The sequence below is a fragment of the Paraburkholderia sp. SECH2 genome, from assembly GCF_030464795.1.
Lineage (GTDB): Bacteria > Pseudomonadota > Gammaproteobacteria > Burkholderiales > Burkholderiaceae > Paraburkholderia > Paraburkholderia aspalathi.
On record NZ_JALPRH010000012.1, the window covers coordinates 22,407 to 37,877 of the forward strand.

Annotated in this window: 14 protein-coding genes and 1 riboswitch; of the genes, 5 read left to right on the forward strand and 9 right to left on the reverse strand. The window is 62.5% G+C overall.

The features are described 5' to 3' along the window. Positions 1-124 precede the first annotated feature (124 nt). Complete coding sequence (locus M0D66_RS20305; protein ID WP_266211423.1) at positions 125-949, forward strand: 2OG-Fe(II) oxygenase; 825 nt, start codon at positions 125-127, stop codon at positions 947-949. Between the two features lie 283 nt (positions 950-1,232). Further along, entirely contained in the window at positions 1,233-3,149 is a 1,917-nt protein-coding gene (locus M0D66_RS20310) for an FUSC family protein (protein WP_266211424.1), read from the forward strand. A 168-nt stretch (positions 3,150-3,317) separates the two neighbouring features. On the opposite strand, the gene M0D66_RS20315 is transcribed toward M0D66_RS20310, so the two are convergent. From M0D66_RS20315 to M0D66_RS20330, 4 genes are all read right to left on the reverse strand, one after another. Continuing rightward, positions 3,318-4,133, reverse strand: coding sequence for a VOC family protein (locus M0D66_RS20315; protein ID WP_266211425.1), 816 nt, complete (start codon positions 4,131-4,133; stop codon positions 3,318-3,320). A gap of 57 nt (positions 4,134-4,190) precedes the next feature. Beyond that, complete coding sequence (locus M0D66_RS20320) at positions 4,191-5,375, reverse strand: ABC transporter substrate-binding protein (protein ID WP_200619484.1); 1,185 nt, start codon at positions 5,373-5,375, stop codon at positions 4,191-4,193. 379 nt (positions 5,376-5,754) lie between these two features. Further along, the gene (locus M0D66_RS20325; RefSeq protein WP_054040165.1) at positions 5,755-6,501 is read right to left on the reverse strand and encodes a CbtA family protein; all 747 of its coding nucleotides are present in this window, start codon (positions 6,499-6,501) and stop codon (positions 5,755-5,757) included. Between the two features lie 11 nt (positions 6,502-6,512). Continuing rightward, positions 6,513-6,734, reverse strand: coding sequence for a CbtB-domain containing protein (locus M0D66_RS20330; RefSeq protein WP_054040208.1), 222 nt, complete (start codon positions 6,732-6,734; stop codon positions 6,513-6,515). A gap of 42 nt (positions 6,735-6,776) precedes the next feature. Further along, positions 6,777-6,916, reverse strand: a riboswitch (cobalamin riboswitch). A 54-nt stretch (positions 6,917-6,970) separates the two neighbouring features. Between M0D66_RS20330 and M0D66_RS20335 the strand changes: the two genes are divergently transcribed. Further along, positions 6,971-7,570: a histidine phosphatase family protein gene (locus M0D66_RS20335; protein ID WP_200653085.1), complete on the forward strand. Its 600-nt coding sequence runs from the start codon at positions 6,971-6,973 to the stop codon at positions 7,568-7,570. Positions 7,571-7,607: 37 nt separating this feature from the next. On the opposite strand, the gene M0D66_RS20340 is transcribed toward M0D66_RS20335, so the two are convergent. The 5 genes from M0D66_RS20340 to M0D66_RS20360 all read right to left on the reverse strand — a co-directional run bounded on the left by M0D66_RS20340 (position 7,608) and on the right by M0D66_RS20360 (position 12,711). Continuing rightward, positions 7,608-8,048, reverse strand: coding sequence for a hypothetical protein (locus M0D66_RS20340; protein WP_093635116.1), 441 nt, complete (start codon positions 8,046-8,048; stop codon positions 7,608-7,610). A gap of 45 nt (positions 8,049-8,093) precedes the next feature. Beyond that, positions 8,094-9,104 (reverse strand): alpha/beta hydrolase, encoded by a 1,011-nt coding sequence (locus tag M0D66_RS20345; protein ID WP_266211426.1) that lies wholly within the window; start codon positions 9,102-9,104, stop codon positions 8,094-8,096. A 43-nt stretch (positions 9,105-9,147) separates the two neighbouring features. Further along, entirely contained in the window at positions 9,148-10,506 is a 1,359-nt protein-coding gene (locus tag M0D66_RS20350; protein ID WP_266211427.1) for an MFS transporter, read from the reverse strand. Then, the gene (locus M0D66_RS20355; RefSeq protein WP_256457390.1) at positions 10,503-11,579 is read right to left on the reverse strand and encodes an alpha/beta hydrolase; all 1,077 of its coding nucleotides are present in this window, start codon (positions 11,577-11,579) and stop codon (positions 10,503-10,505) included. Before M0D66_RS20355 ends, M0D66_RS20350 begins: the two co-directional genes overlap by 4 nt. Before the next feature lie 76 nt (positions 11,580-11,655). Beyond that, positions 11,656-12,711 carry a porin gene (locus tag M0D66_RS20360; RefSeq protein WP_200619490.1) on the reverse strand — a complete coding sequence of 352 codons (1,056 nt, stop codon included), beginning with the start codon at positions 12,709-12,711 and terminating at the stop codon, positions 11,656-11,658. A gap of 210 nt (positions 12,712-12,921) precedes the next feature. On the opposite strand from M0D66_RS20360, the gene M0D66_RS20365 reads away from it, so the two are divergent. Continuing rightward, a complete protein-coding gene (locus tag M0D66_RS20365) occupies positions 12,922-13,830 on the forward strand; it encodes a LysR family transcriptional regulator (protein ID WP_200619491.1) in 909 nt (302 codons plus the stop codon). A 121-nt stretch (positions 13,831-13,951) separates the two neighbouring features. After that, positions 13,952-15,469: an ATPase domain-containing protein gene (locus tag M0D66_RS20370; protein ID WP_266211428.1), complete on the forward strand. Its 1,518-nt coding sequence runs from the start codon at positions 13,952-13,954 to the stop codon at positions 15,467-15,469. Positions 15,470-15,471 lie beyond the last annotated feature (2 nt).

Consider the following 15,471-nt stretch of genomic DNA (forward strand, 5'->3'; position numbering starts at 1 on the left):
CGGGGCAAGGTTCGAGCGCCGCCATAACGATACGGGAATTGGAGAGCAAGAGTCGGAGTGCATAGCCGTGAGCGTGTGCTTACACTCGGTCATCGTTTGATGAATCGACTTACGGAGAATGCTCATGAATACGGTCGCGAAGGCTCTTCACTCGCAGTCGCACTCGCCGGAGTTGGAACTGGAGCTGGGGTTCGAGCCCAAGCGGAAACACACGGCAGCACTGACGCCAGGCACCGTCACCGGCCCGCTCACGCAGCGCGTCGACGCGATCGACTGGTTCGATGTCGAAGAAGAACTGAACGGATATGGCTGTGCGATGCTGCGCAATCTGCTCAGTGCGCAGGAATGCGATGCGCTGAGCGCAAACTATCCGCGCGACGATCTGTACCGAAGCCGCGTCGTGATGGCACGGCATGGTTTCGGTCGTGGTGAGTACCAGTACTTTGCGTATCCGCTGCCGCCGTTGGTCGCCGAGTTGCGCGCCGAGCTCTATCCGCGCCTCGCGCCGGTCGCGAATCGCTGGAACGAGGCGATGAATATCGATGTCCGCTATCCGGCCGCCCACGGCGAATTTATCGAGCGCTGTCACGCCGCCGGCCAGCTGCGTCCAACGCCCCTGATTCTTCAATACGCCAAGGACGACTTCAACTGCCTGCATCAGGATCTATACGGCGAGCACGTGTTCCCGTTTCAGGTCGCGATACTGCTCTCGGAGCCAGGCCAGGATTTCACGGGCGGTGAGTTCGTCATGACGGAGCAGCGTCCGCGGATGCAGACACGTACGGAAGTCGTGCCGCTCGGCAAGGGCGATGCGGTGGTATTTGCGGTCCATCACCGGCCGGTGCAGGGCACACGCGGCGTGTATCGGGTGAATCTGCGGCACGGCGTGAGCCGCCTGCGCTCGGGCCACCGGCACACGCTCGGGGTGATTTTCCACGACGCGACCTGATTACGCTCCAGTACTGCTGCGCCGCCGCAAAAATTCGACAACCGCATTTTTGACCCGGTATCATCCGGGAAAACCCGAACCCGCCGGATGCGCTGCGCCACCCTTTGCAGCGCGTCCGGCATGCCTGTTCGAGTGTTATCGCCCGTCGTCGGACGGGGTTTCCAGCCGGTGATCCCGGCACGGCAGCCCTATTCGACGCTACGAAGGTGGCGGGCTCGCACGCCCGCCCTGTCGCAATCGGCCAAAAGCCGGTGGCGGCCATTTAGCCTGGATATCATCGATCATGATTGCTGCCGCGTTTTCACGCGTTGCCGACCGCCTGCTGGTTGCGGACCCGGGACTCGTGCGTCTCCATACCGCGCTGCGCGTTGCGCTTGCCTGCCTGCTCACCGGCATTGCCAGCATCGCGTGGACCGTCTTTCATCACCAGCCGATTACCCTCGCCGCGCCCGGCATCCTCTTTGCGATGGTGGCGCCGCTGTTCGTGCGCGATGCGCGGCGGCCTGCGGGGTTCGGCACACTGTTCAGTCTTTATCTCTGCGCCTGCGCGTGCTTTGCCGCAGCGAGCGTACTGAGCCGTTATCCGCTCGCTGGGGATGCGGGCTTCCTGGTCGTGATGTTCGTTGGCATGCTGGTCCAGGCCTGCGGTCCGCGTGCGCTGGGTTGCGCGATGCTGGGCGTGGTGTGCTTCTACCTTGGGCTGTATCTGCATCCTTCTGCCCTGCATCTTGTGCAGTCGCTCTTGCTGTCCGCGTTCGGTCCGTTGATGGTCACGCTCGTCGGCCGCGTGATCGTGCCGATGCGTGCGGCTGCCAGCTTCCGGCTTGCCATTCATACGGTGACGTTGCGCGCCTCGCGTGTACTCGCCGCGCCAAACGCGGTGAATCTGTCAGCACTGAACGAAGCCGCGCTCTCGCTTGAAGAACAACTGACGTTGCTGAATCCGCCCGATGCCGAGACGATTCGCGAGCGAATCGTCGAAGTGGAAGTGGCGGCGGGACAGCATGCGTTTGCTTCAGCGCCGGCGCACGGCGGCGCTCATGCACGCGCCGACATGCTGCGTCACGCGATTGTGCGGCTCAAAGAAATTGCGCATCAAGGCCATGTGCGCGGCACTTCGCCTTCACCGGTTGGCGCTACGAGTGCTCAGTCCGCGGCGTCATGGCTTGCCGATTTGCGCGCCAAACTCTGCTGGCTGCCCGCCACGCGCGCCACGACCGCTGCCTTTCTCGCGATGCTGATCGGCCACTCGCTGTCTCCCGAGCGCTGGTTCTGGGCGGTCATCACGACCTTCGTGGTGTTTCTCGGCACGCGATCACGCGCTGACACGATCTACCGCGGCGCACAGCGCCTCGCCGGAACGCTGGCGGGCGCGTTAGTCAGCGTGTTGCTGGTCGCGCCGCTACACGACTCGTCCGTGTTGCTCGTGGCCACGATGATCCTGTGCGTATTCGGATGGGCTTACTACATCCTGAGCGCGTATGCGCCGGGGGTGTTTTTCATTACCGTGCTCGTCGGGCTCGTTTACGGCGAGTTGGGCTTCGCAATGGGACCGCTGGTCGAGTTGCGGATCGAAGAAGTGCTGGTCGGTTGCCTCGTGTCGTTTGCGGTCGCGATTTTGATGATGCCGCTTGCGGCGACCCGGCACGTCGAGACGAGGCTTGGAGCAGTGCTTGGCGCACTGCGCGAAGTAGTGAGACTAGCTGGCTCGACCGCTCAAGCGTCCGAGACGGCGTCGGTCATGCGCAAGCTCGATCGTACCTGGCATGATCTACGGATCGCGTTGAAACCACTGCAGACACAGCGAGTGGTGGTGTGGAATCCCGGCGTTGAACTTGCCACCGGTTCGCTGCTGTGTTGCTTGCATTGGGCTCGAGTGCTGAGTGATCCTTCGCGGCGGGTCACGTCGTCGGAAGATGTGTCGCTCCATGCGGCGAATATCAGCGCTGCGCATGTGGAATCGATCGTTGCGCGGCTGGACTCGTTGATCGCGCGGTACAACGGTGGCGTGGCAGTGACTACACGTGACGAGTTGGAAGGGCCCGTGCCGATGACTGCTGCCGTTGATGTCGATCCGGCAAAGGCACCAGCGCTCGCTCAACTCGATGGCGCCGTCGCCCAGTTGTTTGATCGGTTGACGCAGCCGGCCACCAGAACGCGGAGCGTGTTCAATTGGGCGCTTAGGAATAGGAGCGCCTAAGCGGCGATGGAATTCGGATTTTGTTTGCCCACGGTATTCAGGTCCAGCAGCTGTTGTGAACTTGTCCACAGAAAATGTTCGCAAGCCTGTGGATAACAACCCCACAACAGCGCCAACTGCTTGATCCACTTAACTTACCAAGCGCTGCGCGCCGAAGGGCGATTCCCCTCACCCTGCGGCGATCTCGAACCACGCGCCATGCGTGCGATCACGGTCGAGCACCTGCGGCTGTGCTTTACCATCAGCGCGCAAAGCGACACCCAACACCCCTTCCCCACGCGTGGCCAATTGCCGGCGCAACGCCGCGCCCTCGGCGGTAACGCTCGCGGCATCGACGTGCACGGGGCTCAGCAACACAACGGACGTATCACCAATCGACACCGTCGCCGACACCGCTCCTAGCCCCGCCAAGGCCACCGTCCGCGTCTCCCCTTCACCGATGCCGAGCAACGCCCGATACCGCTGCAAACTCGTCGTCAGATCATTCACAGCGACCGTCAAACTCGCCACCCCTCGCACGCCGTTCGCATGTTCACGCACCGCGCCCTCAGCGACACGCAGATGACGCGGCGTGATATCCCCGCACAGGAACGGCAAGTCGCTGGTTTGCGGCCGGCCGGTCTGCCACTCGAGCCGCGCGCCATCCGGACGCACACGCCCACCTGCCTGCGGACCGTCGTATAGCAGACCTCGTCCGTGCGCAGCGTCAATCACAGCACCCACGCTCGACGGCAACAACGCGTAATCAACAAATCCATCGCCATGACGCTGCCCCACATCCCACCAGCGACGCTGCGGCGCCGCTTGCAAGAAAGCGATCAGCTCGATGTAACTGCCGTCGGCGAAACCGATCAGCGCGTTATGCGTCACGCCATCGGCATGGGTGCCGCCTTGCTGCACGGTGAAACCGAGCGCAGTGAAGTTTTCAATGGTCTGCGTCAGATCGTGGACGCGAATCACAATGTGGTCGAGTAAAAGGCTCATGGCGCAAAAGTCGTGAATGTTGTGAATGTTCGGAGCGCAAGACCGCTAGCGGAACGCCTACTTCTGCGCAACCGTCGCCTTACTCTCAAGCAACGTCCACTTATCGTTCTTCACCACCACGTTGATGTTTTTCACGCCGATCACACGACGCGTCGCCGGATCAAAATTGGCCTTGCCGAACACGACGCTCGGAATGTCGTGCAGCTTCGGCAGCGCATCGCGCACGGCCTTGCGGTCAGGACCGCCGGCGCGCAGCGCATAGGCGGCGATGATGACGGCGTCATACGCATACGCGTTGAACGCGTCCGGCTCGCGGTGGTATTTCGCCTCGAAGCGTTTAACGAAGCTTTGCACTTCAGGCCCGGATTCACCGGGGAAGAAGCTGGTGTTCGTCGCCACGCCATTGACGGCCTCACCGCCGAGTTCGAGGAATTTCGGCGAATACACGGAACTGGCCGCAGCAATCGGCAGGTTGATGCCGCTCGTTCTCGCCTGGCGGGCGATCTGCGCGCCGTCGGAGTAGTACGAGATCAGCACGATGCCATCCGGATTCGCAGCGCTCACGCGCACCAGCGTCGCGCGGAAATCTTTCTCGGCCGACTGATAGCCTTCGGCCGCAACGACTTGCGCGCCGCGTTCATTGGCGGCTTTGACGAAGACGTCCTTGCTGGTGCGTCCCCAGTCGGTGTTCAGATAGAGCACGGCGATGCGCTTGAGGCCGAGCGTTTTCACGGCGAGGTCGGCAAGCAGCGGCTGCGCGTCGGCCTGGCTGACCGATGGGCTCCAGATGTAGTCGCCGCCTTTGGTGAAGTCAGGATGCGAGTTGGTGAAACCGAGTTGCACGAGGCCCGCATGCTGATAAATCGGCGACGCCGCCATCGAAGCGGGACTCGAGAAGTCGCCGAGTTCGATCAGGATGCGCGGGTCGTTGACGAATTTCTGCGCGATCGTGATGGATTGGCGTGGATCGCTCTGGCTGTCTTCGAAGACGTAGTTCAGCGGACGGCCGTTGATGCCGTTGTGGCTGTTGATCTCATCTAATGCAAGATCGAAACCAGCTTTCCATTGCGCGCCGTACTGAGCGTTCTGGCCGGTCAGCGGGCCGCTGACGCCTATCAGGATCGGATCGCCCGAAGGTGGCGCGGCGATGGCCGTTGTTGTCGTTATCGCCGATGCGGCCAGCAGCAGAAGTGCCGTGAGGCGAGTGGCCCACGATGGGCGCAGGCTTGATGGGTTCGACATGGCTCCAGGCTCGGTTTGCTTGAGATTGGAGTGAGTGTCGGATGTGCCCCGGCTTCGGGCAACCAAGCGATTTGCATAACGTTATGCAGCCATGGCACTTGTCCACAGAAAATGTTCATAGGGTTGTTGATAACAACGGGGCATCGTACCTAAGTGCTTGACGCAGATCGGTTTGTTGCTTGCGGTGCGGGGAGACGCAGCGATGATCGCCGACACGGTTGGCGCGGAGCGGCGCATTGCAGAGGGGTGGCTTATCCACAGAAAACGTTCACAAGCCTGTGGATAACATTCCGGCAAACGCGCCAAGTACTTGATGTATTTGGCTTCTCTCGCGCTGCACGTCGGCGTGACCGCGGCTCGCACGGTCACGCCGTTCACATCAAAGGTAAGCAGACTTCGCGGCGCTGCGGCTCGCGGGAGCCAGCAATTTGCTGCGCTCAACGAGCGCGCCGAACAGCAGTCCAACGGTCGTCCACATAATCACCTGCATGCCGATGGCCGCGACGCGGAATTTCCACAACAGCACCGCCGGGAAAGCCGCCGGCACTTCGTTGATCGTCGGCATCGACAGTTGCACGGCCGCAATGATCGCAACGAACACCACGCCCGCCACGATCGAACCATTCCATGCGCCCAACTTCAGTGCCGCGCGGCGTCGAACCTTCAGCGAAAACACCATTGCAGCCAGCGAGATCGCAATCATCAGGAAGAACAAGCCGGTCCGCATCCCGATCGTCTCGGGGTCGCCCACCGAGGGTGGATTCGCCGGGTACTTGATGTTCGGGACAATCACCAGCGTGATAAACGCGCCAAGCGCGAGCCATGCGGACAACGCGCGCGCACTCAGCGTACCGACGCGGCCATACGCATACGCGAACACCAGCGAGAACAGCCCACCGAACGCGGCGCCGTACGTCACCACGCCCGTCAACAGTCCGAGACCCGCCTGGGTGCCGCGGCTCACCAGTTCGGGTTCGGGCGCTTCGCCTTTGGCGGCGTCGGCCTTTTCCTCGAAGGAAATCGCCTGATCGACCTGCGGTTCGCCCACCAATCTCGCGAAGCCGAACGTGAGCAATCCCGCGGCGATGCCTGCAAGCATCCCGCGTACCAACAATTTACCGACCATGTTCGACTCCGTTAGTGGCAGGGAAAGCCGAGCAGATGGCGGCCGTCGTGCACGAATTCGTGCACATACATGCCGGGCACCAGCGACGTGGCGCCCTGCTCCGCACCAACGAAATACAGCGCGAGCAACAGCAGCAAGCCGCCGAACACGACCCAAGGCAGCAGTTCACGCAGCGGAATCGGCGTGGGTTGGGCGACGGGCTGTGTCGTGGAATCGAAAACAGCGTTGGACATAATGGACATCTCCTGGGGGTAACGCGCCCCGATAGTCGATTGAAGAGGGATGGTGCGAAGCTCAGGTCTGGCTTTCGGCTCATGAATGCCGATTACAGTGGCGCGACCGCGCCGGGCTCTCACCGGCTTCCGTGCTTCGCAGTGACGCTATTCTACGCGCTAAACTTTGCCTCCCGGCAATGCAAAGCATGTACGCGGCGTCCCGCTCTAGTCCGGTCTTTATGGAAATCAATTGAATGGACATACGGCTGTTACTGATCAGCCACGCATCGACCGCGGCGATGCGCGCGGGCCGCTTCCCTGCCGACGACCCGCTCGACGCACGCGGCCTCGCCGAAGCCGCCGCCGCACGAGCGCGTCTGTCGATTCCGGATGACGCGGCAGTTTTCGTCAGCCCTGCGGTTTGTGCGCGCGACACGGCGTCGGCCTTGGGGCTCGGTGCCGCGGCGTCGGTCGACGAGCGGCTGGCAGATATGGACTACGGCCTGTGGCACGGCCGCCGCCTTGCCGATCTCGCGGTCGAAGCACCACACGACCTCGCCGCATGGACACACGATCCCGACACGGCCGCGCACGGCGGCGAGTCGTTCAGTCAACTCGTGAAGCGGGTGGGACAGTGGCTCGATGCGCTAAACGGTGCGTTGAGCGAGGACGTCATACAAGGCAACACACAGACCGTGGTCGCCGTCACGCACGCGCCTGTGATCCGGGCCGCGATCGTTCATGCACTCGGCGCGCCGCCGGGCGTGTTTCCGCACATCGAAATCGCGCCGCTCTCGATGGTCGAGTTGCGACGCTCGCGACGCGGCTGGACATGGTGGCCAGCATCACAATAACGGCTACGCTCGGATAGTCCGAAACGCACGTGCCCGCTCACTTGCCCGATACAACCAGCCTCAACTTGCTCGAATCAGCCCGCGTCAACGTGATATCGGTCCGTTTGGCGCGCGTGCCAAGATAAAAATGCTGACGTCCCGGTGAATTCTGATCATGCGTCGCGTCCGGCAGGCACGAGGCGATGTCCGCCGCGACACCCTGCAGCGCGTCCGCGCTCGAACCGGCGTCGTGATGCGGCGTCCACGTGCATTGATAACTCCCGCGGCTCGCCGAACACTGGGCGTCATCGCCGTAGGGTTGCGCGACGCCCTTGCCGTCATCCGGTGTCAGCGAAGCCAGGCCGTCCGGCGCCGCCGCGACGATCCGTTTGAGCGATGCACACGGGCTAGGCGCATCGTCAGCATTCGCGCTGCACGGCAGCAATGCGCCAAGTGATACAGCGGCGATCGCGGCCGCGAGAATTCGGGTCTTGTTCATGTCGGCACAGTCCTTTGAAAGCTGGCCTTATCTCCGTAGCACGGTTCATGCCTTGCCGAACAACGCCGCCAGCCCCTGCGCCGATGCAAAAATCCCCTTCGCGTCGTGCCCGACGCCGTCGATCACAAACGTACGATGCTTCGCAGCCCCTTCCGGATCCCGCGACGCCATATAGCGCGCGTAAGCCAATCCGCGCTCCAACCGATGCTCGCCTTGCGTCTGCGCAGCGCATGAACGGTCAAGTGCCGAATGCTGCGGATCGCAATCCGCGCCGCCGAGCAGCACGGTGACGTCACGACGCGCATAGCGTGATTCGAGCGCATCAGCGGAGCTCGAATCACCGTCGCTCGAAGCATAGGCCGGCAAATCTTCGAGCCCATACTTCCAGCGATTGAACGACGGACATGCCGTCGCATCGAACGCCACGAATTCACCTGATGCTGTCGGCCGCATCGCATCGAAGTACACGTACGACGAAGGATTCGCGACCACATAGCGCAGCGCAATTCCGCGCGCGACGAGCGGCGCCTCACCGCGCGTCACCACGGCATAGCGCTGCACCACCTGGCCACCGCCCGAATGCCCGGCGATCACCACCTCGGTCAGCGACGCAAACTGCTCACGCGACGCCAGCGTCTGCAGAATGGCGTCGAGCACATCGAACGAACTGAGCGGCGCCGGACCTTCGGCGTTGTCGCCGCCCATCCAGCTAGTCCATTCCCAATGCAGCGTGGATGGCGGTAACGCATGCGCGCCAACGTCGGCACTCGCGAGGAACTGCGGCACGATCAGCAGCGTATCGGCCGCATCGCCACCAGCCAGTGCGCACGCGCGCTCCGCCAGATTGAAGTACGTGTCCGCATTTCGCAGGCGTCCGTGAATCAGAATCACGGCACGCTTGACGTCATGCGTCGGCGCAAGCCAGTCGCCGTTCGCGAACACCGGCACGGTGCCGCTACCCGCAAGCGTCGCGACACTCAGATGCCGGCTCGCGACGACGGCAACCGGACGTTCATTTGGCGCGCGTTCGTCATCGGTAATCAAAGGCTGGGTCATGCAATAAGCTCGTGAGTCATCTAATCAGTCTGGCTAGTGGCGGTTAACGCGTGACGAACTTCGCCGTTGCGCCGCCCGGCTCACGTCCCGAGCGCGTGAAATACACCATCGCAAGCGACACGAAACCGGCAAAAATCAGGTAGAACGCCGGCGTCAGACTGCTGCCGGTCAGGTGCGTCAAAGCGGTGATGGTGAGCGGCGCCATGCCGCCGAACAGCGTCACCGCAATGTTGTACGACAGCGCCACGCCCGCCGAACGGCTGCGCACCGGAAACAGCGTCGCGAGCATGCCGGGGTGCGAACCGGACATGGCGGCAAGGAACACCGTTGCGACCATCTGCGCGATGAACAGATGCCCCGGCGTGGGATTCGTCACGACGAAGTGATACAGCGGATACACGCACACCATCCACGTGATCACAATCGGATAGAACAGCCGGTACGCGCCGTAACGATCGGCAAGCTTGCCGGACAGCGGAAACAGGAACAGATTCAGCACGCCCGACACGAACGCGCCGAGCAGCGCGGTGGACAGCGGCAGATGCAATTGCCGCTCGACATACACCGACAGATACGAGTGCCACACATAATTGGTCGCCGCGCCGATGATGATCACGCCCATCGCACAGATCGCCGCGTCGCCGTTATCGCGGAAGAACTGGCGCACCGTCACGCGCAGCGGCTTGTCCTTTTGATCGAGCAAGCGCTCGAACTCCGGCGATTCCGCCACCCGATGCCGGATGTAGAAACCGAACGGCCCCGCCAATGCGCCGAACAGAAACGGCAGGCGCCAGCCCCACGCCACCAGTTGCTCATGCGTGAGCTGCGTGGTCAGCAGATAACCGACGCCTGACGAAAGCAGCAACGCGAACGCCTGCGCCGACATATTGAAGCTGCCGTAGAACATCTTCTTGTGCGGCGGCGCGTACTCGACCAGCATCGCCGAGGCCGTCGCGAACTGCCCGCCCACCGAGAGCCCTTGCAACAGCCGCGCGAGCACCACGAGCAACGGCGCCGCGATGCCGATGCTGGCATAGCCCGGCGTGAGGCCCATCAACAGCGTGCTCGCCGCCATCGAAATGATCAGCAGCGAGAGCGCTTTGCGCCGCCCTGCCCGGTCCGCGTAGATGCCGAGCAGAATGCCGCCGATCGGCCTCACGATAAAGCCCACGGCGAACGTGGCGAGCGTCAGCATGATCGACACGAAACCGCTGCCGCCAGGAAAGAACACCTGCGCGATGATCTTTGCGAAGTAGCCGTAGATCAGAAAATCGAACCACTCGAGCCCGTTGCCGAGCACTGAGGCAAAGATCGCGCGCCGCACCATCGAGGGGCTCAGTCCGTTCGATGCCTCCAAAGCGGACGCCGCATCGTCACGCCGATTCAAACTCGCCTCGCTCATTGCTCGCATCCTTTGGTGTCGAACATCGCCGACAACGCGCAGACCGACGTCAACATGCGCGCGCCGTTGTGACCCACACCCGGCACGATATGAAAACTCTGCTTCAACCCTTCCGGATGACGCGACTGGATGTAGCGGTAATACGCCTCTGCACGCGCGACACGCTGCGGACCTTGCGCTTCGGCGGCACAGCTTCTATCGAGCGCGCTTTGCTGCGGATCATCGTCCGCGCCGCCGACCAGGTAGTCAATGCGGCGCGACGCATACGTCGCTTCGAGTTGCGCAGGCGAGCGGTCATCCAGGTACGGCGGCCGATTGTCCATGCCGTATTTCCATTGATTGAAATCGGCGCATTGTGCGGCATCGAACGGCGCCGCTACACCTTGCGCATTCGGCCGTTGTGCATCGAAATACGCATACGTCGACGGGCTCGCCACCACGTAGCGCACGTCGATGCCTTCATCCGTCAGCACGCCGATGTTATGCGCCGCCACCGCGTAGCGCTGCACGACCTGGCCACCACCTGAATGCCCCGCGAACACGACGTGCCGCAGATTCGGAAACAGCTTGCGATCCGCGAGACGCGTGACGATCGCGTCGAGCACTGCATACGAACTGATGGGCTGCGGCGCCCGCGCCGCTTCGCCGCCCATCCACGCGTCGCCGGTCCAGCGCAACAGATTGGCCGGTTCGTTATGCATACGCGTGTCGAGCGTGGCGAGGAACTGCGGCGCGATCAGGAGCGTGCTATCGGGATCCGCATGAGCGGCGTCGCGTGCATTCTGCGCGGTGCGGAAATACACGTCCGCGTTGCGCAGTTTGCCGTGAATCACGATCACCGCACGCGTCACCTGCGGCTGCGCGACGGTCCAATCCTTCGACAGGTACAGCGGAAATTCAGCTTGCCCTTGCGGCGCGTCGATCACAAACCGTGTATCCGAGATCGTCGCCACCGGTTTCAGATGCGACTCGTAGGCATGCACCGCGAATGCCGGTTGCGCGAGCAACGCCAGCATGGCGGCACCGGCTGCCGCGCACCCCATCGCCAGACGTCGTGAAAGATTGAATGTCATGCAGCTTGCTCCTGATCACCGTGCACTGTCTTGAACGCGGCGCATCGTCAAATCTGTCGTTGAAAAGCTCAAAAACTCAGAACCGGTGGCGGATACCGAGCGTCACACCCGTCTGGTTCGGACCGAAAGCGGTGTCGCTCGTCAAGCCGACCGGCGTGTACTGGTCGTTGGCATAGCGCGTGGAAGCGGCATAGGCAACGGTTGCGTACACATCGGTTCGCTTCGACAGAATATAGTCCGCACCGAGCACGCCCATCAACGAGTTCGATACGTTGTCCGCCTTGTTGCTCTGGTAATACGCGGCGGCCGTCAAACGGAACGTCGGCGCGATCAGATAGCGCACGCCGCCGAACCACAACGCCGACGACACCGTCTTGCCCTTGGTCGGGTTGAACAGATAGTGCTCGTAGCCGCCCATGACGGTTACGTCGCCGATCTGCTCGCGCGCCGACGCGCTCCAGTTGCGCGACTTGGTCCACATGCCGGTCGAATTGATGGCGCCGTTGCGGTAGTCGTAAGCCACCGCTGCGGCAAAGCTGCCGCTGTCGTAATCGAGCGCGCCGCCGTATGCCGCGCTGCTTTGAAACGAATCCGCCGTGCCGCCGAAGCTGTAATCCGCCGTCGCCGTCAAGCCGCCGAAGCGGCCCACATACTTGACCGAGTTGTTCACGCGCGCCTTGAACGAGAAGCCGTCCGCGGAGCCGGTGGTCGGCATCCACGTGTATTGCTGGCCGAACACCATCGGGTCGTACTTGATGAGCGTGTCGTACATCGCCGTGTACTGCAAACCCGCCGACAACGCACCGAAGGCTTCATTCGACACCCCGACCGCCGCGGTCCGGTTGAATAGCACGCCGGCCGTTGCGTTGGTGCCGTCGTTGCCGTTGAAGCCCGCTTCGAGAATGAAGAACGCTTTATTGCCGCCGCCGAGGTCTTCGGTCCCACGAAAACCGAAGCGCGAGTTGCTCAGTCCACCGGAGTTCTCGCGGACCAGCGAGCCACCAATGGCCCCTGCATGGTTGAGGAATTCGATATTCGTATCGATCACCCCGTACAGCGTGACCGATGCCTGAGCATGCGCACTCGCGCAACTCACCACGGCCAATGCGGCCACCGCACATTGCTTTTTCACTATCGTCTCCTGTGGATTTTGTTTTATGTCGCGGGGCGCTCGAGCCTGCTTGCCGTACTTGTCGTACGCAGCGCAGGCCTCGATCGACGCGATGGACGAGATCGTAGGATTGGGCGTGGTAAATGTAAAATACCTGTTTTATGCACTATCCATATCTATACGATATGGCAATGAATCGAACGCAAAGCGCGACCCAGGAGACAGAACACGATGGAGCTTCGACATTTGCGCTACTTCCTGGCGGTTGCTGAGGAAGGCCAATTCACGCGTGCGGCCGAACGGCTGGCCATGCAACAGCCGCCGCTCTCGCAGCAGATTCGAACGCTGGAGGAAGAGATCGGCTTCGAACTGTTTGTGCGCATGCCGCGCGGCGTAACTTTGACGCCTGCGGGGCAAGCCTTTGCGGAAGACGCGCAACGCTTGCTGCAGGAGCTGCAACAGTCGGTGGACAGGGCGAACCGGATTGCGCGCGGCGAGCTCGGCACGATCTCGATCGGCCTCACCAGTTCGGCGGCGTTCCATCCCTTCACCACCGAGACGATCCGGGCCTTTCGCGCGGTGTGCCCCGAGGTTGCCGTGGAACTTGCCGAACTCAATGCGGCGGAAATTATCGAGCGTTTGGCCGCGGGGCAAATTCAGGCCGCGTTTCTCCGCAAGCCGGTCGATGTACGCGAGGGCGTGGCGTTCGAGTTATTGCTCGACGAACCGATGGTGGTGGTATTGCCGGTTGGGCATCCGTTGCTGAAAGGGGCGGGTAAAAAGCGGCCGCAGGTGTCGCTAAAGGCATTGGCGCACGAGGACTTCATTCTGGTCCGCCGGCCGGGGGCGCCGGGCATGTATGCGGATATCCTGGCAGCATGCAAGCAAGCCGGGTTTGTCCCGCGGATTGCGCGCGAGGTGCCACGCATGGTGTCGGGGATCAATCTGGTCGCGGCAGGGTTGGGGGTGACGCTGGTGCCGGCGTCGATGCAACGCTATGACCAGGTGGGCACCGTTTATTGCACATTGACGAATCCCGCGAAGTTGAGTGCTCCGCTGCATCTTGCTTACCCCGCGGGACTGCGCAATAGCGCGGCGACCCGCTTTATCGAACTGGTCAAGGAGCGCGTTCACGGCTGAGCGTTCCGGGTGCTTGCGACACAACCGCGAAGGCCGGCGCAACGCACCCATAGGCATACAAATTGCATTCCGTCCGTACCGGCTGAAAAAACAAAGCCACTACCGACGCGATCGCTACGCTATGCCCAACCTACCTGCCGCCGCCTCAACGGCCCGCCTTTCCTCGGGGATCGAGGGAATCGACAACATCCTCGGAGGCGGCCTCACCCCCCACCGCATGTACCTTGTCGAAGGCGCGCCCGGCACCGGCAAAACTACCCTTGCGTTGCAATTCTTACTCAAGGGCATTGAGCAGGGCCAGGCGGGGCTGTACATCACACTGTCCGAGACGCGCGCCGAGTTGATCTCGGTCGCGGACAGCCACGGCTGGAACCTCAGCCAGTTCACGATTCTCGAGCTGCTGTCCGACGAAGGCCTCGACCCGCAATACGAGCAGACCGTGCTGCACCCGGCCGAAGTCGAGCTCGGCGAGACCGTGCGCAACGTCATCGAACAGGTCGACGAACTCAAACCCGTGCGCATCGTGCTCGACAGTCTCTCCGAGTTGCGTCTCCTGTCGCAGAACCCGTTGCGCTATCGCCGGCAGATTCTCGCGCTCAAGCGCTATTTCGCCACCCGCGAATGTACGGTGCTGTTGCTCGACGACAATTCGTCGGACCCCGGCGACGTCCAGTTGCACAGCATCGCGCACGGCGTGATCAGCCTCGACAACCTCGTGCACGACTACGGCGGCAACCGGCGGCGCATGCGCATCGCCAAGATGCGCGGCATGAAGTTCCGCGAGGGCTATCACGACTTCACGCTCGACACCGGCGGCATCCACGTGTATCCGCGCCTCGTCGCAGCCGAGCATCACACGCCGTTCGACACCAATGTGCTCAGCACCGGCACGTCCGGCCTCGACGCGCTGCTCGGCGGCGGCCTGATCCCCGGCACTAACGCGCTGATGATCGGACCGTCTGGCGTCGGCAAAACCACGACCGTCGTGTCGTGCCTGATTGCGGCGCTCGAACGTGGCGAGCGCTGCGTCTACTACGTGTTCGACGAAACCCTCACCACGTTGATGATCCGTTGCGCGACGCTCGGCATGTACCTGGCGCCGCACGTCGAGAGCGGCTTGCTGACCTTGCGCCAGATCGATCCGGCAGAAATCTCGCCCGGCGAATTCGCGAGCGACGTGCGCAACTCGGTGGAAAACAAAGGCGCCAAATACATCGCCATCGACAGTCTGAACGCCTACCTCCAGGCCATGCCCGGCGAGCGCTATCTCCTTCTGCAGATGCATGAATTGCTCGGCTATCTGAACCAGCAAGGCGTCATCACGATGCTGGTGCTCGGCCAGCACGGCATCATCGGCGAGGTGCAGAACGATCTCGACATCAGCTATTTGAGCGACGTCGTCGTGCTGTTCCGCTACTTCGAACACCATGGCGAAGTGCTGACGGCCGTCACCGCCGTGAAGAGCCGCGCCAACGCGCACGAGCGCTCGATCCGCCAGTTCCGGCTCGGCCGAAACGGCGTGGAGGTCGGCGAAGCATTGCGCGACTTCGAAGGTGTGCTCTCCGGCCTGCCCTCCTACCGCGGCGGTACAGCCCTGCTCGGCGAGCAGGATCGGCTCATCGACACGTCGCGGCGGTAACG